The organism is Vibrio sp. V23_P3S9T160 (assembly GCF_963886625.1).
Classification (GTDB): domain Bacteria; phylum Pseudomonadota; class Gammaproteobacteria; order Enterobacterales; family Vibrionaceae; genus Vibrio; species Vibrio anguillarum.
Genome location: NZ_CAWPDB010000164.1, coordinates 1 through 17,824, shown reverse-complemented (window position 1 = coordinate 17,824; position 17,824 = coordinate 1). Strand labels below are relative to the sequence as shown.

The 17,824-nt window shown below is 45.0% G+C and carries 21 protein-coding genes; 19 read left to right on the top strand and 2 right to left on the bottom strand.

Going from position 1 to position 17,824, the window contains the following annotated elements; all coding sequences use genetic code 11:
* The first annotated feature begins 187 nt into the window (after nucleotides 1–187).
* From AACU59_RS15560 to menE, 6 genes are all read left to right on the top strand, one after another.
* Complete coding sequence (locus tag AACU59_RS15560; protein WP_094144856.1) at nucleotides 188–1,495, top strand: isochorismate synthase; 1,308 nt, start codon at nucleotides 188–190, stop codon at nucleotides 1,493–1,495.
* Nucleotides 1,492–3,207 (top strand): 2-succinyl-5-enolpyruvyl-6-hydroxy-3-cyclohexene-1-carboxylic-acid synthase, encoded by a 1,716-nt coding sequence (menD, locus tag AACU59_RS15555; RefSeq protein WP_094144855.1) that lies wholly within the window; start codon nucleotides 1,492–1,494, stop codon nucleotides 3,205–3,207. Before AACU59_RS15560 ends, menD begins: the two co-directional genes overlap by 4 nt.
* Entirely contained in the window at nucleotides 3,197–3,985 is a 789-nt protein-coding gene (gene menH, locus AACU59_RS15550; RefSeq protein WP_094144854.1) for a 2-succinyl-6-hydroxy-2,4-cyclohexadiene-1-carboxylate synthase, read from the top strand. Before menD ends, menH begins: the two co-directional genes overlap by 11 nt.
* A 45-nt stretch (nucleotides 3,986–4,030) precedes the next feature.
* Nucleotides 4,031–4,897 (top strand): 1,4-dihydroxy-2-naphthoyl-CoA synthase, encoded by an 867-nt coding sequence (gene menB, locus AACU59_RS15545; RefSeq protein ID WP_026027256.1) that lies wholly within the window; start codon nucleotides 4,031–4,033, stop codon nucleotides 4,895–4,897.
* A gap of 94 nt (nucleotides 4,898–4,991) precedes the next feature.
* Nucleotides 4,992–5,990 (top strand): o-succinylbenzoate synthase, encoded by a 999-nt coding sequence (gene menC, locus AACU59_RS15540; protein WP_094144853.1) that lies wholly within the window; start codon nucleotides 4,992–4,994, stop codon nucleotides 5,988–5,990.
* Nucleotides 5,981–7,492, top strand: coding sequence for an o-succinylbenzoate--CoA ligase (gene menE / locus AACU59_RS15535; protein ID WP_161437714.1), 1,512 nt, complete (start codon nucleotides 5,981–5,983; stop codon nucleotides 7,490–7,492). Before menC ends, menE begins: the two co-directional genes overlap by 10 nt.
* Here the strand turns inward: menE and AACU59_RS15530 are convergent.
* Both AACU59_RS15530 and AACU59_RS15525 read right to left on the bottom strand, forming a co-directional pair.
* Nucleotides 7,439–7,933, bottom strand: coding sequence for an SDR family NAD(P)-dependent oxidoreductase (locus AACU59_RS15530; protein ID WP_337247333.1), 495 nt, complete (start codon nucleotides 7,931–7,933; stop codon nucleotides 7,439–7,441). The genes menE and AACU59_RS15530 overlap by 54 nt on opposite strands.
* A gap of 213 nt (nucleotides 7,934–8,146) precedes the next feature.
* Nucleotides 8,147–8,887 (bottom strand): XRE family transcriptional regulator, encoded by a 741-nt coding sequence (locus tag AACU59_RS15525; protein WP_094130305.1) that lies wholly within the window; start codon nucleotides 8,885–8,887, stop codon nucleotides 8,147–8,149.
* A 181-nt stretch (nucleotides 8,888–9,068) separates the two neighbouring features.
* Between AACU59_RS15525 and AACU59_RS15520 the strand changes: the two genes are divergently transcribed.
* The 13 genes from AACU59_RS15520 to AACU59_RS15460 form a co-directional block, all read left to right on the top strand.
* Entirely contained in the window at nucleotides 9,069–9,293 is a 225-nt protein-coding gene (locus tag AACU59_RS15520) for a helix-turn-helix domain-containing protein (protein ID WP_094130302.1), read from the top strand.
* Between the two features lie 2 nt (nucleotides 9,294–9,295).
* Nucleotides 9,296–11,344, top strand: coding sequence for a transposase domain-containing protein (locus AACU59_RS15515; protein ID WP_094143296.1), 2,049 nt, complete (start codon nucleotides 9,296–9,298; stop codon nucleotides 11,342–11,344).
* On the top strand, nucleotides 11,341–12,273 hold the full coding sequence (locus tag AACU59_RS15510) for an AAA family ATPase (RefSeq protein WP_094143298.1): 933 nt from the start codon (nucleotides 11,341–11,343) through the stop codon (nucleotides 12,271–12,273). Before AACU59_RS15515 ends, AACU59_RS15510 begins: the two co-directional genes overlap by 4 nt.
* Before the next feature lie 2 nt (nucleotides 12,274–12,275).
* On the top strand, nucleotides 12,276–12,674 hold the full coding sequence (locus AACU59_RS15505) for a hypothetical protein (RefSeq protein ID WP_094143300.1): 399 nt from the start codon (nucleotides 12,276–12,278) through the stop codon (nucleotides 12,672–12,674).
* Nucleotides 12,671–12,889 (top strand): hypothetical protein, encoded by a 219-nt coding sequence (locus tag AACU59_RS15500; protein ID WP_094130290.1) that lies wholly within the window; start codon nucleotides 12,671–12,673, stop codon nucleotides 12,887–12,889. Before AACU59_RS15505 ends, AACU59_RS15500 begins: the two co-directional genes overlap by 4 nt.
* A complete protein-coding gene (locus AACU59_RS15495; RefSeq protein WP_094143302.1) occupies nucleotides 12,889–13,140 on the top strand; it encodes a hypothetical protein in 252 nt (83 codons plus the stop codon). Before AACU59_RS15500 ends, AACU59_RS15495 begins: the two co-directional genes overlap by 1 nt.
* On the top strand, nucleotides 13,137–13,775 hold the full coding sequence (locus AACU59_RS15490) for a DUF3164 family protein (RefSeq protein ID WP_094143304.1): 639 nt from the start codon (nucleotides 13,137–13,139) through the stop codon (nucleotides 13,773–13,775). The genes AACU59_RS15495 and AACU59_RS15490 overlap by 4 nt, the downstream gene beginning before the upstream one ends.
* Nucleotides 13,776–13,785: 10 nt before the next feature.
* On the top strand, nucleotides 13,786–13,989 hold the full coding sequence (locus tag AACU59_RS15485; RefSeq protein WP_094143306.1) for a hypothetical protein: 204 nt from the start codon (nucleotides 13,786–13,788) through the stop codon (nucleotides 13,987–13,989).
* Between the two features lie 147 nt (nucleotides 13,990–14,136).
* Nucleotides 14,137–14,355, top strand: coding sequence for a hypothetical protein (locus AACU59_RS15480; RefSeq protein ID WP_094143308.1), 219 nt, complete (start codon nucleotides 14,137–14,139; stop codon nucleotides 14,353–14,355).
* Nucleotides 14,355–15,029: a hypothetical protein gene (locus AACU59_RS15475; protein ID WP_094143310.1), complete on the top strand. Its 675-nt coding sequence runs from the start codon at nucleotides 14,355–14,357 to the stop codon at nucleotides 15,027–15,029. The genes AACU59_RS15480 and AACU59_RS15475 overlap by 1 nt, the downstream gene beginning before the upstream one ends.
* Nucleotides 15,016–15,213, top strand: a complete 198-nt coding sequence (locus AACU59_RS15470) for an SEC-C metal-binding domain-containing protein (RefSeq protein ID WP_094143312.1) — start codon at nucleotides 15,016–15,018, stop codon at nucleotides 15,211–15,213. The genes AACU59_RS15475 and AACU59_RS15470 overlap by 14 nt, the downstream gene beginning before the upstream one ends.
* A 126-nt stretch (nucleotides 15,214–15,339) precedes the next feature.
* The gene (locus AACU59_RS15465; RefSeq protein WP_094144265.1) at nucleotides 15,340–16,416 is read left to right on the top strand and encodes a nucleoid-associated protein; all 1,077 of its coding nucleotides are present in this window, start codon (nucleotides 15,340–15,342) and stop codon (nucleotides 16,414–16,416) included.
* Nucleotides 16,403–17,824, top strand: a 1,422-nt coding sequence (locus AACU59_RS15460) for a hypothetical protein (RefSeq protein WP_161437713.1), incomplete at its 3' end; no start/stop codon positions are given. The genes AACU59_RS15465 and AACU59_RS15460, both read left to right, overlap by 14 nt.

Sequence of the window (17,824 nt, the reverse complement as noted above, 5' to 3'; positions counted from 1 at the left end):
TTATTAAACTACACTAAATTGATGTTTGATAGAATAAAAATCTGCCACTGTGCGCTTTTAGGATACAGATGAGGATGCCCGTTATCACAGGAATCTGCAAAAGATAACTCGTAACCTTGATTTCGTTTCCCTCTCTAAATAGAGTAGCCGTCAGTAGAGCCCGTGTCTCAATGTTTTCGAGGTCGATTTGTCGCATTTTCATCAAGCTATTGCTCGGTTAATCGAGCAAATAAACGACGCGAAGGATGATGACGTTCGTTTTGTACAAATACTGCAAGAAGCTCCCCCTTTCGCGCCAATTGATTGGCTTGAAGCGCAACCCATTTTCCCTAAATTTTATTGGCAGTCACGTGATACGCGCGAAGAAGTAGTGGCATTAGGTCAACTGTATACTTTTTCTGAGGCTGAACCTGCCTACGCTATTCTTGGTCAGGAACAGCGAGTTTGGGGTGGACGTTCTTTTGATGGGCATACGGACAAAAATCGCCGTTGTCTATCCTCATTTTTCTTTTTACCGCAAATTGAGCTGATTTGCTGTGATGGTCAGTGGTCATTGGCGGCGAATATTACCGCTGAACGCCAACGAACCTTGGTCGCACTGCATAAACTGCAACTTGAAGTTAGTCCGTTACGTGGCATGACGTCACATATAAAACAGGTCACCCATCAACCTAATGAGGTGAAGTGGCAGCAGTTGGTCAATCAAGTGCTTGAGGGAATTGGTCATCAAGCGTTTAAGAAAGTGGTACTCGCGCGGCAAACGACACTCAGTTTAGATAAGCCGTTAAGCGCGGCGCAGTTGCTTAAGGCAAGTGCGGCGCACAATCATCACAGTTTTCATTTTTTATTAGCATTTGATCAAAAACACAGCTTTATGGGGTCGACACCTGAGCGTTTGTACGCTCGTCAAGGGCAGACTTTGTATACCGAAGCGCTGGCGGGAACTATAGGTCGGGGAGAAAATGCGAGCCAAGACATGGAGTTATCTCATTGGCTTACTCAAGACAGTAAAAATCTTAATGAAAATCAATATGTAGTGGATGACATTATTGAACGGTTAACGCCTCATTCTGAAAGGGTTGATGTTGAACAGGACGTCCGTTTAGTGCGTTTGCGCAAAGTGCAGCATTTAAAACGGGGTATCCATGCGCAGCTGAAAAAGGGTGTGAATGGTGTGCAACTGCTGAACGCTTTACAACCAACCGCGGCTGTGGCTGGCCTGCCGCGCAAAGCGGCGATGGATTTTATTCAGGCTAATGAGCCTTTTGCACGTGGTTGGTATGCTGGCTCAGTCGGTTATTTTAGCCATCAACAAGCGGAGTTTTGTGTGGCGATTCGCAGCGCTTTGCTGGTGGACAATCAGGTCCAACTGTTTGCCGGAGCGGGCATTGTTCCAGGTTCAGTTGCTGAGCATGAATGGCAAGAGTTAGACAAAAAAATGGCAACCTTACTGAGTTTGATCAGCGACCATTTTCCTCTAGGAGTGGCGTCATGAAGCATGACCAAGCAGTGCTGAACCGAATTTGGAGCCAAACGCTACTTGAGGAGCTTACTCGACTTGGGGTGCAAGAAATCTGTATTGCACCAGGTTCACGCTCGACACCTTTGACCTTAGAGGCGGCCGCCAATCACAAACTTTCAATCCATACTCACTTTGATGAGCGTGGGCTGGGCTTTCTTGCTTTAGGTCTTGCTAAGGCGAGCCAAAAACCAGTTGCGGTGATTGTCACTTCTGGCACGGCGGCGGCTAATTTACTGCCAGCGATTGCTGAGTCACACCTCACGGGTGAAAAACTCGTTGTACTCACGGCTGACCGGCCCGTTGAGCTCGTGGGATGCGGTGCGAATCAAGCAATCAATCAAGTAGGTATTTACTCATCACATGTCACCCAGGCGGTGAATCTACCCAGTCCATCGACAACTATCCCATTGACTTGGTTGTTAACCACAGTGGATGAGTCCATGGCCAACCAAGATCACATGGGTGGCGCAATACATATTAACTGTCCCTTTCCCGAGCCACTTTATGCCGAACATGATGTAGATCTTTACGCGGACTATTTGGCTGTGATTGAAGCGTGGCGTCAGCGTGAGCAAGCATTCAGCTCTCGCCAGTACCAAACCGAAACCAAAACGTTAGATGATGGTGCATGGCTGAGTAAAAAAGGGTTGGTGATTCTTGGTTCGTTGACGTTAGCTGAAGCGAAGAAGGCCAAGCATTTTGCCAACAAACTCGGCTGGCCAGTCTTATGTGATCCACAATCAGGCGTGAGCAGCGAATGGGCGCATTTTGATTTATGGTTGCAAAATGCGCGAGCACGTGAGCTGCTTAGTGAAAGTGAGGTGGTGATCCAATTCGGTTCACGGCTGGTCTCAAAACGGCTTACTCAATGGCTAGCTAGCCATGCTCACATGGGTAACGTGCAGTATATTTACGTTTCACCCCAAATGGCACGTAATAATCAAAACCATCTGATGCAACAGCAGTTTGTCACTGATATTGCGTGCTGGGTCGATCGGCATATTGGTAAATTAACGGCTTTAGGTGCGGCGCAAGCGGGTTGGTCGGATCGGATAAAAAGTGTGGCGCAAGAGATTGCCCAACTGGCTAAATTACATTTGAACGGTGACTCTTCCATTACAGAGATTGGTTTAGCGCTCGATATGGCCGAGCGTAGCGAAGGGGCCGACCTATTTATCGGCAACAGTTTGTTCGTCCGTTTAGCCGATATGTTTGCTCAAATTGAGGGACGTTCGGTTTACTCCAATCGAGGCGCTTCGGGCATTGATGGCTTAGTGGCAACCGCCGCAGGAGTACAGCGAGCCAATCATAATCCAATGTTGGTATTTATTGGTGACACGTCATTGCTGTATGATCTGAATTCTCTAGCTCTGCTTAGCCAAGTCAACACGCCTCTGGTGCTGGTGGTGGTGAATAATGATGGTGGCGCTATTTTTGATCTATTACCCGTTCCCAAAACGCACAAAACCGCCTTGTACCAAATGCCCCATGGCTACCAATTTGAACACGCCGCACGGCAGTTTCGTTTAGGTTATGCTTGTCCGCAAACCTTATCTGCTTATCAAAGCTTGGTCCGTGAACATTTACAACAGGGTACTGGCACCTTATTGGTTGAAGTGACCACGCCGTCTGGGCAAGCCGGTGAGCAAATCACACAATTTACCCAGCAAGTCTATGCTTTGTAGTCGTTTTTATTGCAGCACCACCACAGGTTCGACGTCGGTAGAGCCTGTGGTGGTTTTTCTACATGGTTTACTAGGCAGTGGGCGAGATTGGTCGAAAACGGCGCTTTTCCTTTCGCCATACTCGCAATTATGGATTGATCTTCCCGGCCATGGCGGTAGTCAGTCTCTCTTATGTGATGATTTTGATGAGTGCTGCGCTCACATTTCTGCAACCGTGCTTAAGCAGCTTGGCGAAAAAACACCTATCGTATTGGTGGGCTATTCACTTGGTGGAAGGCTGGCAATGTATGGCGTGGCGATGCAGCGTTTTTCGGCGTTGAATATTCAAGGTCTGATCGTTGAGGGTGGCAACTTCGGCTTGCAGAGTTCTTTTGAACGTGAGCAACGATTGAAAAATGATCACCATTGGGCACATCGTTTCCAAACTGAGCAGATTGAGCGAGTTTTGGTCGATTGGTATCATCAACCCGTTTTTTCTTCATTAAATCATGAGCAAAGACAAACTTTAGTCACTCAACGCAGTGCTAATCTTGGGGTGGCAGTGGCTCACATGCTACTTTCGACTTCATTGGCAAAGCAGCCTTATCTGCTCGCACAACTTGAGCAAGTCGCATTGCCAATGGTCTATATTTGTGGGGAGAAGGACAGCAAGTTTGTTCATCTGGCACAGCAAAGCGGTTTCGAATATCGCCAAGTGCGGGCTGCAGGGCATAATGTCCATTATGAGCAGCCCGAAGTATTTGCTCATCTTATTCAAGAATTTATCAGCCAATGCTAACGCGTTGGTTCAAAAACAATAATTAATAGAACAATGGAAAGCACCATGGCTAAAACAGTCGGTATTACTGAACAAGAATTGTATGCACCAGTCATCTGGAGTGACTGCAGCGCCGAATATGAAGATATTCACTATCACAAATCGCAAGATGGCATTGCCAAAATTACGATTGCCCGCCCTCAGGTGCGTAATGCCTTTCGCCCACAAACGGTTAAAGAGATGATCAGTGCGCTGGCCGATGCGCGTTATGATGAGCAAGTTGGCGTGATCATTCTAACTGGCCTTGGTGAAGCGGCATTTTGCTCTGGTGGCGATCAAAAAATTCGTGGCGACTACGGCGGCTATCGTGATGAGTCCGGTACGCATCATCTCAATGTGCTCGATTTCCAACGCCAAATTCGTACCTGTCCGAAACCTGTAATTGCGGCGGTGGCTGGTTGGGCTGTCGGTGGTGGCCATGTGCTGCATATGATGTGCGATTTAACTATAGCGGCAGAAAATGCCCAGTTTGGTCAAACAGGACCCAAAGTGGGTTCATTCGATGGTGGATGGGGTGCGTCTTACATGGCCCGTATCGTTGGGCAGAAAAAAGCGCGTGAAATTTGGTTCCTTTGCCGTTTTTATGATGCTCAAGAAGCGTTGGACATGGGGCTGGTCAACACGGTTGTGCCAGTAGCTGATTTAGAAAAAGAGACGGTTCGCTGGTGTCGTGAAGTATTGCAGCATAGCCCTATGGCGCTGCGCTGTTTGAAAGCAGCGCTCAACGCAGATTGTGACGGCCAAGCAGGTTTGCAAGAACTGGCGGGTAACGCAACCATGATGTTCTATATGACAGAAGAGGGGCAAGAAGGGCGCAATGCCTTCAATGAAAAACGCCGCCCTGATTTCAATAAATTCCCTCGTAATCCTTAAGCGTAAAATCGGCTCAAGTCATCCAATTTTCCGTGATGATTTGGGCTAGTGGTCTCAATGAGCAAAGTCGAATATCGAACAAAAGGTTGAAATTATGCGCAGCGCAACACTGTATCGCTACTGTTTATCGATGGATAGCGGCGTTATTCTCCGCAATCAGAAGCTGGTAGAACGTGAAGGTCTGATTATTGAATTACAAGATGATCACGGTTCAGCGTTGGGTGAAGTTGCCCCATTACCCGGTTTCAGTTTAGAGTCACTTGAGCAAGCACAGCAGCAGTTAATAACGCTGCTTCAGCTTTGGGTGAGTGGTGAGCTTATTACCTATGATGATCTTTTTCCTTCTGTTGCCTTTGGTTTGTCGATGGCGGAGTTAGAGCTGGATGGTGGGTTGCCTCAAGCCGGACACTATCACGCAGCACCTTTGTGCTCGGGAGACCCTGATGAACTGATCCCGCTTCTGAACGCGCTACCGGGCGATCATAGAGTTGCGAAGATTAAAGTTGGGCTGTACGAAGCGATTCGCGATGGGATGATCGTAAATCTGTTTTTAGAATCCATGCCTGATTTGCAATTGCGTCTTGATGCTAACCAAGCTTGGACACCTGCTAAAGCTGAAAAATTTGCCCAATATGTCTCTCCTTCGCTGCGTCAACGCATTGCGTTTTTGGAAGAGCCGTGTCCATCTCCCAGTGACAGCTTGGCTTTTGCTATCAATACGGGCATTGCGATTGCGTGGGATGAAACCTTACAGCAAGCCGTTCGCCGTGCAGATTTTCAGCTAGAAGATCTGACGGGAGCGAAAGCCATTGTGATTAAACCGACCTTGATTGGGTCGGTACAGCGCTGTATCACTTTGATTGAAAAAGCTAAAACATTAGGCATTCAAGCCGTTATTAGCTCTAGCATCGAATCGAGCTTAGGGCTTTGCCAATTAGCTCGTTTTGCGCAGTGGCAACTGCCTAATGAAATTCCGGGGCTAGATACGATTAGTTTGTTTAAAGCACAACTCGAAAGCGCATGGCCCAACAGCGCATTGCCGATACAAACGCTCGCACAGCAAACGGTGGTTTGGCAATCTCAATGCGAGTAGGCGTTTCCTTTTGCCAAAAGCCGTGGCAACAACATGCTTTGTATACGCCGCACGCGATCGCATTGCGTACGGCGAATCAAACCTACACTTGGCAGCAGTTAACGAACCGTATTGACGCTTATGCTTTTGCAATGCAGCAACAAGGTTTGCAGAACCAAGATGTGCTGACGTTAGTGGGTAAGAACAGCCTTGAGTTAGTGTTAATCTACCTTGCGTCGCTAAAACTTGGCGTGATCTGCGCCATCACCATGCCACAACCTGTGATGCTGCTGAAACAGAAACTCAGTACCTTATACGGAGAGAATCAACCACATCATTGGTTATGGTTAGGTGAAGGAGCTAAGCTTGAGGAGAGCGAGCTAACTTCATTGCTCGCTGAGGCTAACATCCAGCTTTTTACTCATGAACATATTACTAACGAACATGTTTCGCCGCCCACGAGCGCTATGGTAAACAAGGCTGAGACACAGTTTGCCTCAATCATCTTTACTTCTGGCTCTACTGGGGTTCCTAAAGCCGTTATTCATACTTTTCAGCAGCATTGGTCGTCAGCCAGTGGTTTACTTGAGGTATTTTCATTTAGTTGCCATGATACGTGGCTGCTGAGTTTACCGATGTATCATGTGTCTGGGTTAGCCATTATTTATCGCTGGCTAGTCGCTGGTGCTTGCTTAAAAGTCGGCAGCGGCGATCTCACCCAAGATATAATTCATATTACGCATGCTTCATTGGTTGCTACTCAATTGAAGCGTTTATTAGACAGTAAAACACCGCTCGCATTAACGCACGTGCTGCTTGGCGGAGGCCATATCCCAAACCATCTCGCCCTGCAGGCGGCAAAGCAGGGCATTGAAACTTGGGTGGGTTATGGCATGACGGAAGCGGCTTCCACGGTCACAGCAAAACGTGTTAACGCAAGCCAGAGTGTTGGCCACGTGCTACCTAAACGGCAAGTGAAGCTACAAGGTCAGCGCATTTTCATTGGCGGTGAAACCATATCCAGTGGCTATTACCAACAAGGCTTAATCACGCCTCTTATCGATGAACAAGGATGGTTCGACAGCCAAGATCTTGGCCATTGGCAGAATGATGAGCTGTGCATTATTGGTCGCGTTGATAACCAATTTATCTCTGGAGGCGAAAACATTCATTGTGAAGAGATTGAAGCGATATTATCTCACCACCCCGACATCGCTTTAGCGATGGTGATCCCTGTGCATGATGATGAGTTTGGCGCGCGCAGCGTTGCTTTGTTGCAATGCCAAACTATGCCTAAAAAAGAGGCGTTAGAGCAGTGGCTCAATGGCAGGCTTGAAAGATTTAAATATCCCATCGATTATTTTTTAATACCAAATCACTTGAGCGAAACGGGTATTAAAATATCGCGCAAGACCTTAAAAACATGGCTCACCGAACATCAGCTGCGTTATCGACCACTCAATGAGCGATCACCATTTGATGGTCTGGTGCTGCCAATCCACAAAACAGACGGGCTTATCTAACATTTCCTTTTGCTGTAGTTGATAAAGTTGCTTAGCCACAAACTCCGGTTCAAAGAGCTTATCGCTAGCCACATTACGCTGAAATGGTTTAGAAAGCGGGGTGTCGGTGGTTCCCGGATGAAACAGAATAGTTTGTGTGTTGGGATGAGTGCGAGCTAGCTCTATCGCAAAACTTTTCGTCGCCATATTTAGCGCCGCTTTACTCATCCGATAGCTGTACCAGCCGCCACTGTAGTTATCCTCTAAGCTACCTATCCGCGCGCTAAAAACCGTAATTTTTGCAAAAGATTGACGATCAATAAGTGATGGTAAATATTGAAACCAACGCACTTGGCTCAAAACGTTACATTGTAAAAGCCATTGAAAGTAAGACTCGTCAAACCTTGAGATACGCTTTTCCGGTGCATAGGTGCCGTTGTGTAGTTGCCCATTAAAAAACACAATTTGATCAAACTTATGCCCGATGTCGTGAGAGAGAGAATTATAAATTAATACAAAAGAGAAAGTGAGTTATACATACATAACTCTTTGAAAATAATTAAGAAAGGATGGATTTTAGCCCTAAAGTGAATTATTCAAGATCTTAGGGCTTTTATGAAGAGATCATAGTTAATAGTTAAAACAGATCAACATTGTTGGTAAATGATCGTTAAATTATGCTTTCTTCGCTCGCTGCAACACTCGCACCATACGTCCAAGAAGCTGGAAACGGCCTTCAAACTCTTTACCGATAAAGAACGGGCTGTATGCAGTGTTATCACTCGTGACATGGTAGCCGCCACTCGCAAAGTCATACTGAACGCGTTTCACCATTACTTCATCATCAATTCTAAACACACACACACCATCACGAGCCTGTTTAGGGTCGTCTACTACTTCCACCAGCATTAGGTCTTCATCCATAAGCGTAGGCTCCATAGAGTCGCCGTACACTTCTACCACTGTTAGATGTTTACCATTCAAGCCTTGTTTGATTAGCCACTCACGTGAGAACTCAAACTTAGCCACTGGGTTTTCTGAAACCACCAAACAACCTGCGCCCGCACTCGCTCTTAAGTCATATTGGACAACCTCTACACTACCTTCGCTCATGGGTTTACTAGCAACTTGCACTATTTGTGTATTGGCACCATTACCTGTAGCCAACCAATTAAGATCTACTTTAGCGGCATTCGCGATCGCATCTAAGATCTCTAAATTTGGAGTAGTTTCCCCTTTTTTATACTTTCGTATTGTTGCCTCAGATATGCCGCACTTTTGTGCGAATGACAGATTGGCTTCTCCTGCCATAGCCTCTTCAAGTCTTTCTGCGAAGCGGTTTTTTATATCATCACGAAAAAACCGTTTTTCTTCATTTTTTTCATCGTTAGTCTTTTCTTTGTAAGTATCTGACATTTAAGAGTTTTCCTGTAAACAAACACCAAAGCACGACGCTCGAATAAAAAACCGATAAAAACGCCTTGACTCGTTAAATAGTTCGATCAATTATTAAGTCAACGCACTAAGTTTCGAATTTAAATTCTATTGGTTAGTTTGATGACTAATCAGGTTATCAAAAAAGGTACAGGAGATCATTATGTCGAATGAAAAAAATGACATGCATCGAATCGACATTGTTGCCGCTCTGCATAAGAAAGGGCTCACGGTTAAAGAGCTATCAATCAAATCTGGATTAGCTCCTACAACACTCTCCAATGCACTAAATCGTCCGTGGCCGAAAGGTGAAGGGATTATTGCTGATGCTCTTGGTATTAAGCCTTCAGATATTTGGCCTAGTCGTTACATCAACAAGGTGGCGTAGTCATGTATGTAACAGCACAAGAATGTGTAGGTTTAATTGGCATGCCAACCATGGTTCACAATGTTAGGAACAGATTGAATAAGTTGGCTAGCTACAATCAAAAACGCAAACGCCAAGGTTCAAAAGCTTTTGAGTATCACATTGACTGCTTACCTGAAGAAACGCGTTTGTATCTATTGCGTGATATTGCAAAGCAACAAACCGAACAAGCAGAAAGCAGCCGTAATGCTCGTCAGGTCGTCACTCCTGCGTCTGATGAACTGTGGCTTGAGTATGAAGAAGCCACCGACCATAAGCGCGAAAACACCAAGAAGAAGTATGAGTTGTGCATGCGCGTCAAAGCCTACGTTGAGGCTGGCATCAGCATGCGTAAATCCATGGCTCGTGTCGCGGAGGAGTCTGGCGAGAAATACTCCACATTAGTGTGCTGGTTCTACAACAAGCCAGGTTTGCAAACCAATAAAATCCCTGTTGAAGATTGGCTTCCTGCTCTTTTGGATCGACAAGGTGTGCACGGTAAACGTGTGGCTAAGTTGTCGCCTGAAGCGTGGTCAATGTTTCAAGCAGATTATTTACGTCCTGAGAAACCCACCGTTTCAGAGTGCTACAACCGCATGGTTAAAGCTGCTGAGCGCGAAGGTTGGGAAGTTCCAAGTCTGCATACCATTCGCAGCCGAGTGAATGATGATATTCCTTATGAGTTACAAGTGTACTGTCGCGGCGGTCTGTTTGCTGCTAAGCAAGCATTGGTTCCAGCACAGCGTCGAACTCGCTCAGGAATGCATGCCATGCAGCGTGTTTCTGGTGATGGCCACGAATTCCGTATTCGTTGTCATTTAGAAGATGGCACGGTGATTCGCCCCACGGTTTGGGTATTCCAGGATGTGTACAGCTCCATGATTACTGGCTACGCCATCGATGTCAGCGAAAACACAGAAATGCTTGGGATAGCCCTTTTCAACATGGTTTCAAAGTTCGGCATTCCTGAAGTGTTTGACCTTGACCGAGGTTCAGTCGCTTTAAGTGAGGCGATGACAGGTCGTACTTCGCGTCCGAAAGCCACAGGCAAAGGCAAGCTAGAGCACAAGAAGTTTGATAACGCAGAGATTGAAGGTGCCATCACAGCTCTGGGTTCAAAGGTTAACTGGACTCGCGTTGAAGATGACAACGTCGGTCGTAAAGGTAACGCACGTGCCAAGCCTGTTGAACGCTTGTTCCATTCTAAAGGCGGCATCGGTCAGTTTGAACGCCATCCAGCTTTTGCGGGTGCTTATGCCGGTGAATCTGCCACCAGCAAGCCTGCGAACTACGGTGAAACCACAGTGCCTGTTGAATTGGTTGTTGAGCTGTTTGCCGAGTGGGTTGCCGATTGGAATAGCCAAGAAGGTCGTCGCAGTGAAATGGCTCGCGGCATTCACAGTTATCAGCAGGTGTTTGAACAAAGCTATCGTCAAATCCAAGTGCGCAAACCCACCGCAACCCAATTACGTTTGTGCCTGCACCGTACTCGTAAAGGTGTGAAGGTTCACAATGGTGGTCTAGTCGAACTTAACGCAGGACGCTACAGCAAGCATTTGGTGAACCGCTATCGCAGCCCATTGTTGTTTGAGTACATCGGTCAAAGCGTCCACCTACGCTTCAATCCTTATGACCTAACAGGTTGTGTGTATGCCTACAGTGAGCGTGGTGAGTTCATTGGTGAAATCCCACTTTATGCTGATGTGGCTTATGACGATTTAGGCGAAGCGCGTCGTCAGAACTTGTACCAAACCGAAGGTGTTAACCATGCCGCTTGGCTGAAAGAGCAAATGGTCGAGTTAACGAATGAAGACCTCGCACAGTTGGCACGTAGTCATGAGAAGCCAGAGCCATTAGGTGGAATGGTTCCAAGCATTACTCAAATGACGCCAGAACTACCAAGAACACCAGAGCAACACCAAATGAATACCAGTGACTTTGATGGATTGTTTGAGAAAAAAGCCGTGGGTGCGGATTTTGAACCTGCGATGGATTTAGACGCATTTATGCAGCAGTACGGGAAAGCGAAATGAACCACATTATTCAACAAGTTCTAACGGTTAAAAGCAGTGAAAAACTGAGCAACCGCAAGATTGCTAAAGAGTCGGATATCGACGAAGGCATTCTTAGCAAACTGTTCAATAACAAGCCTTATACGGGTGACACCGAAGCTCAGCTTCAAAAGCTTGAAACGTGGTTGAACACACGTGGTACTCAGGTTGAAGAGTTTGCTGATGTGTCATTACAAGAGCCTGAATTCCTGATGTTGCCAACTTCTGAAACCATTTGGAAGTTGATGGATTTAGCTCGCACTATGCGCCGTTGGTCGATGGTGTATGAAGGCTCAGGTATCGGTAAAACCGTGACCGCAGAAGAGTATCAACGCAAGCACAACAATGTATGGATTGTGACGGCTTCAAACTTGTGCAAATCAGCAAGAGCAATCCTGTCTGAGCTTTGTGAAAGCATGAATATCAAGACCTCAAATATGACGGTCTACCGCATGCAAAAAGCGATTGCACAAGAGCTGGATGGTTCAAATGGCCTCATCATCATCGATGAAGCGCAATACCTTTCTGACGATGTGCTTAACGGTCTGCGCATTCTGGCAGAACGCAAGTGTGGCGTGTTCCTTCTAGGGAACGATGTGGTGCGTACTCGCATGAGTGCGGCTCGCTCTCAAGTCAATATGAACCCGATTTGGAGCCGAATGATCCGCCCTACATGCATCAAGGTTGCATCAAAGGAAGATATCAAAAGCTATATGCAAGCTTGGGGCATTCAAGACCAAGAGTTATTTAAAGCGGCGTACGCCATTGTGCCGAAAACGACAGGTCAACTTAGAACACTCGCCGACATGATCATGTTAGCCAGTTCGTCAGCATCACGAAACCATGAGCCGTTGACACCGAAACACATAGCAGCTGCTCATCACTACTTAAAGGAAAGTATAGGAGTCTAGTTATGGCAGTAAAAGGAAGTGAAACCATAGAGATTGTGCTGACCATTATGCGTCAGATTGGGGACAGTTCAGCGGGTCGGATAGCCATGAATCCAGCTTGTCATGTTAGTCAGCCTGCCGTGAAAAACGTTTTAGCTCAGATGAGCAAACATCACGTGGTGCTCATCGTCGGTAAAGAGAGGAATAGCTATGTGTATCGGTTAACAGGGATTCCGCCCTATGCGCCCTGCGAATGCTGTGGTTGTCGTATTCCACGCTGGAATCTACGTGATGATAAATGTGCTTATTGCCAGAGAGGTAACAAAGGCGTGAATCAACAACTGTTGTCGGATTTCGAATTTTTAAACAACCCCGCTTTTACATTGATAACGCAAGTTTTTCGTCCATTGGAGGGTTTATGAACCGAATGAAAATTGATGAGTTCGTGTGGCTACACGGTGGCCGAGTTATCAGCCGCAGACCTAAAGGTAAAGGTGAGCTGGTAATGAGTGATAGCCCTTTACTGATTGTTGATGAGGACGTGAAGAAGTTCGATATCAACATGTACAGCCAAGGGATTAAGCGCCACATGCAAGCCGTCAGATTGAACAACAGCATTATTTATTGGGAGGCGTAATGGCACGAATACTCAATCAAGAAATTAGGCTCGAAGTGATTGTTCGCTTTGGTCCGAATAACCAAAACGGCATCGGTGAATTCTTTATCTCTGATTGCCGTGCGGAAGCGATCACACAAGTCGATTCAGCATCCGCAGTCACTGCCTTTGGTGCAAGAGATATCGCTTATAGCGCAGTAAACCAATTTTTAAAACAACAGAACGAGCTTATTAAAGCTGAACATTTTGTAAAAACAGGAGCACCATTATGAACCAAACCACTCAAACAACTGAGAAACCAACTCGCCCAGCAGCACCAGAAGGCTTTGTATATAACGCAGAAGGTAACCTTATCGCACAATGTAATATTCCGGCTCATGAGCTGCGTAAGGACGCGTTTGTGACAGGTTTACTGAAGCAAGTGAAAGAGCAACAGAAACTACTTCAAACGTTCAAGGTGAATTTGATGCAAGCTTTTGAAATGTTCCGCGTTGAGATGCTGGACAAATACGGTACTAAGCTGCATACACGGGGCACTGGCGACAATGTGGCGATGTTTAGCTTTGATGGCACATACAAAATTACTTACAAAACCGCCAAACTGAAAACCCTTGGTCCTGAGCATGATGCCGCTCGTCAGTTAGCACGTGACTATTACAACAGTCAAAAGGACAAACTACCGCATGATGTGTTAATCGCGGTTCAAGACTTCTTTGTTAACGATGCCTCTATTGCAAACACCATTAGCTTTATTGGCAAAGACTTCCAAGACGAAACGTTGCGTAAGGCTCAGGAAGCCGCAAAGGAGTCACTGCTTATCATTGGTAGCAAGTCGTACTTCAACTTCTACGAACGCGACGAGCAAGGCGAATACCAACAGGTTCACTTGAACTTCAGCAAATTATAAGGATGCCACCATGGATATAGTGAACTCGCTCATTAATACCAGCGTCTCTGATGCTAAAAGCTCACTGGAGTGCATGCTCGCAAGTAATCCTCAAGATGAAAAAGAGTTAGCACAGAAGGTATTAGACCGCCTTGGTAAGCCAAGCATGGGATGTGGAAATATGACTCGTATTTCCATGCTAAGGACCATCGTCCATAAAGCAGAACAACAGTGACTCGTAACGAGTAAATACACCCAATAACCAACCTATTAAATACAGGCAAGCGACGCTCCACGCGTACCCGCTTTGGCTTCGCTTTGCCTTCGCTTTGCCTGAATTTAGTGAAACGTATATTCAAACCCGATTTAAAGGTATTTCAAAATGGATATTCAAACAGCTCAAAAGCTATTTCCAATCGGTCAGAAAGTTAAGTATTTCCCAATATTGAGTGTTGTCGATTGTTTCCATGTTGGTGAAGTAACAAGTGATCCATGGGAAATCTGTGGCGAAATTGTTGTTTCTATCACAGGGAAGTCTGGCGGCTTATCAGTTGAACATTTGGAAGCGTTTGAAGATGTTGATGGAAAGGATACCAACTAATGACAAACAAAATTCTTCAAGATGCTGCCATCCGGTTCTGTCGTCCAGACTTAATTGAAGGTCAGCTCTATCAGTTCAAACTTAATGGTTATTCGTGCAGTGGCGTGTATCTGGAATCGGACAATAGCAACGATGATGGTGCTTTTTATTGCAATGGAAAGGCCGTCTGCAAAGTTTCTGAAGCTGACCAAATCAAACATATGATTGATTCTGCTATCCATTCATCGCACATGATGTATCGCCATCTTGATGAGGCTTTGCTTCGCGAAGTGATGCTCATTATTCAGAACGCCGTTGAAACAGCTTGCTCTAAAGATTCGGATGAAGCAGTCGACGGCTTAATTGATGCACATGAGGCTATTTGCAAACGACTCTCTCAAACTCAAGGAGAACAGCATGACTCGCTACAAACGCCGTATCCGCACCTATCAGCACCAACGTTGCCGACTGTGGTTTTGCTTGCACAACCCGCTAAACACACCGTCATCGATTTAGCGACGGGTATTCGCATTCGTTCAGAGTGCAATATTAAGCAGCCTTTTGATGTTAAACGCAGCATCAAATCTATTGGGAGTCGAATCTACAGCTGTATTCAGATTAGCGATTTCGAGCGCGCTGCCCGGCTTCATAAGGTCTACTCAGCTTTGAAGGAGGTCTCTGATGGACATCATTAACCCGGAAGTCATGGAGCCGTCTCTCACCAGTGATGGCATCACTGATGAGCAACTGGAAGAATTAGTACGCCTCATCAGCAAGAAACGTAACCGCAATAAACCTTGCATTTGTCGCTCTGGTAAAAAGCTCAAGCATTGCTGTTTGAGTAAAGTTATTGTTTTACAACAAAGCAAGAAGGCCTAAACTAGTCAAGCAACGACTTAAATACTATGAACTAAATCCACCTTTTATAGGTGGATTTTTGTTATTAACTAAGCTTCATAGTAGTATCAGATCATCGTATTTAGTATTGCAATACAAGGAAGCCTAATGGCAGCACCACAACGCCCACTCGTCATTAATGAATCAATGCGTGATAGCATCGAAATTCATAATTTTATTTATCATATTCTACTGAAGGAAGCTGAAGAAGTAGACTACTTGAGCGAAGTCGTTCTCACGAACTCTCAAAAATATTTTTTCAGAGACATGATCGCTGAAGCTTCAAGAGGGACTAAGTATGATTTCATCGACCGAGAACATGGTGATGTCGCGCTAAACTGTCAAAGTATCCTCGATAACAGGAGCAATGATAACTTTGTTGAATGTAGTGAAAAGTTGGCTCACGCATTCAAGGCACAGCACGACAAACGCATGGCAAATGGTATTGTTGTTGTCACTTGTTTCAGTATGGTGGTGAATACTGAACGTAAACGGTTTATTGCACTCCTCAAGTTAGATTATCAGTCAGTATTACGACAAATTAGAGACCCAAACAACCCTAAAAAAGTGTCTTTTCAAGAGATTACTGAGTCTTTGATTGAAGACAAATCTGCCATTCAGAAGCGTGCTGTTATTGACGTAGGCAGTTCTTTTAACTGGGATGTTATTGCCGTCGAGCAAGGAAAATCATCATCCAAGCAGGACACTGATGACGCTCTAGGCACTCACTTTAAGAATTTTTTAAACATTAAATTGAAAGAAAGCAGTTCAGCTTTAACTCGGAGTGTTATCAGTCATTCTAAAACATGGGCTTCTAAGCAGGAGGGACTATCTCCTTCTGATGTGAAAGCAAGAGTGATTAATTACTTGGAAGCGAATGATGATCTTATTGTCACTGTTGATGACATTAGGGATATCGTTTGTGTTTCTGATAGTGAGCAAGACACTAATACCTTAAAGGCTAGTTTCAATAGCTACATGGATGAAGTAAACTTGAGTGGTACATCATTTACCTCTAAGTCTCAAAGCATTCCTAAGTCTGAGAAGAAGAACAAATTGCAGACAAACAAGCATGTAACAATCACCTGGGAGGGCGATATGGATAAAGCGGGTATAAAAAAAGAACAGGTAGGAGATACCGTTAGGATAGTAATAACGGCAAACAAAGTAGATGCAATCTATTAATCAGTTATGTCAGCTATTAAATAAAATTGAAGGCCACTTAAGCAAGAGCGAAAACACTACGTCGTTCTATGTTGAAGGGGCCTTCAATGATGCATATGAATCTATCTACTCGATCGCTGAACTTGCTATTTCAGAAGCTGACTTCCTAAAAGAATTCATTACTCTGTTTATCGATGATGAGCGCATATGCATACTAGAGTACCCAGCGTTTTGTGCGGAGGGACGTTTCCCGGCAGAATACAAACTAACGGTTGACACAAAAGATTTAGTTCAAAGCCGTTTTTCGGGGAGCGGTGACATTGACGAATACCTATTTACTTCTGTCGAAGCGTTTCAAAGAAACCAAGCGGAGCTTGGTCTTTTGACCCCTCTGAATAAAGGGACTCTTACTGAATCACGTAATACTCGCATTCATGTATGTGGTTTGGTCAAAGCATTTGGTGGGCCGCAATTAGCCGTTATTCCTGTGGGTGATAATCCAATAAGCGAAAACGATTGGTTATCGGGTAGTTCTTTACCTTCACAAGAAAAACTACTCAAGCAAGTTCATATCGTTTCTAGAGATAATATCCAACTTGACCCCAAATGTGTTCAGCTTTCGTGGGGAGATTACGCACAAGAGATTGCTCAACCGTTTCGTTTAGCTTATGCACAACATTTATTGGTTTCATTGAGTAGTGTTTTTTACTCAGTTGACAAAGTTCACTTTAAAGGTGTCAAACACATAGAAGCCTCGATTTGTAACACAGAAAACCTCGATATCACGACAGATTGGCTAAGTGCCCTACAACAATCTGTGATGTGGTGCTACAGCATGGAGGATCCTGATGTTCCAATTCAACTTTTTATTGATCGTTTGTCCCTTGAGTACAACGGTAATAGCTTGTTGGGTATAAGCACAGAATCTTTAACTAGTTGTTTAGAGCAAGCTAAGAATAATTACAAATACGTAGTTGCTAAAAGAAGCGATGACTATAGGAAAGAACTGAAAGACATTTACTCTGACGTAAAAACAGTAACGGATAAATTTGCAGAAAAAGCAGCGTCTTTGTCGGGTGAGCTGCTCAAATCACTTATGGCTATTGCTTTTGTATTCACTGTCGGAACAATGTCAAAGGCGATCGTTCTGGGTGATCTTCTGCATTCCAGAGAAAGCCATATTTTGTTTAAAATTATTGGCCTATACCTAATTTTTAGTTTTATTATTCGTTGGTTGAATGCAAGCTCTGAATTAAAAGTCTCGGAACAAGCACTCCGTAGTTGGTCAAAAAAACTTCACAACCATATATCAACGCAAGATGTACAAGATTTAATTAACTCTCACACAAGATGGTCTAAATATTTTTACTACGCTTCATTAGCTATTGTTACTGGCGTACAAGGTACTATCGCATTAGCTGCCTTTTAT

Coding starts and splice junctions, on each gene's coding strand:
- menD (WP_094144855.1), top strand. CDS start 1,492: ATGAAGCATGACCAAGCAGTGCTGAACCGAATTTGGAGCCAAACGCTA.
- menH (WP_094144854.1), top strand. CDS start 3,197: ATGCTTTGTAGTCGTTTTTATTGCAGCACCACCACAGGTTCGACGTCG.
- menB (WP_026027256.1), top strand. CDS start 4,031: ATGGCTAAAACAGTCGGTATTACTGAACAAGAATTGTATGCACCAGTC.
- menC (WP_094144853.1), top strand. CDS start 4,992: ATGCGCAGCGCAACACTGTATCGCTACTGTTTATCGATGGATAGCGGC.
- menE (WP_161437714.1), top strand. CDS start 5,981: ATGCGAGTAGGCGTTTCCTTTTGCCAAAAGCCGTGGCAACAACATGCT.
- AACU59_RS15525 (WP_094130305.1), bottom strand. CDS start 8,887: ATGTCAGATACTTACAAAGAAAAGACTAACGATGAAAAAAATGAAGAA.
- AACU59_RS15520 (WP_094130302.1), top strand. CDS start 9,069: ATGTCGAATGAAAAAAATGACATGCATCGAATCGACATTGTTGCCGCT.
- AACU59_RS15515 (WP_094143296.1), top strand. CDS start 9,296: ATGTATGTAACAGCACAAGAATGTGTAGGTTTAATTGGCATGCCAACC.
- AACU59_RS15510 (WP_094143298.1), top strand. CDS start 11,341: ATGAACCACATTATTCAACAAGTTCTAACGGTTAAAAGCAGTGAAAAA.
- AACU59_RS15505 (WP_094143300.1), top strand. CDS start 12,276: ATGGCAGTAAAAGGAAGTGAAACCATAGAGATTGTGCTGACCATTATG.
- AACU59_RS15500 (WP_094130290.1), top strand. CDS start 12,671: ATGAACCGAATGAAAATTGATGAGTTCGTGTGGCTACACGGTGGCCGA.
- AACU59_RS15495 (WP_094143302.1), top strand. CDS start 12,889: ATGGCACGAATACTCAATCAAGAAATTAGGCTCGAAGTGATTGTTCGC.
- AACU59_RS15490 (WP_094143304.1), top strand. CDS start 13,137: ATGAACCAAACCACTCAAACAACTGAGAAACCAACTCGCCCAGCAGCA.
- AACU59_RS15485 (WP_094143306.1), top strand. CDS start 13,786: ATGGATATAGTGAACTCGCTCATTAATACCAGCGTCTCTGATGCTAAA.
- AACU59_RS15480 (WP_094143308.1), top strand. CDS start 14,137: ATGGATATTCAAACAGCTCAAAAGCTATTTCCAATCGGTCAGAAAGTT.
- AACU59_RS15475 (WP_094143310.1), top strand. CDS start 14,355: ATGACAAACAAAATTCTTCAAGATGCTGCCATCCGGTTCTGTCGTCCA.
- AACU59_RS15470 (WP_094143312.1), top strand. CDS start 15,016: ATGGACATCATTAACCCGGAAGTCATGGAGCCGTCTCTCACCAGTGAT.
- AACU59_RS15465 (WP_094144265.1), top strand. CDS start 15,340: ATGGCAGCACCACAACGCCCACTCGTCATTAATGAATCAATGCGTGAT.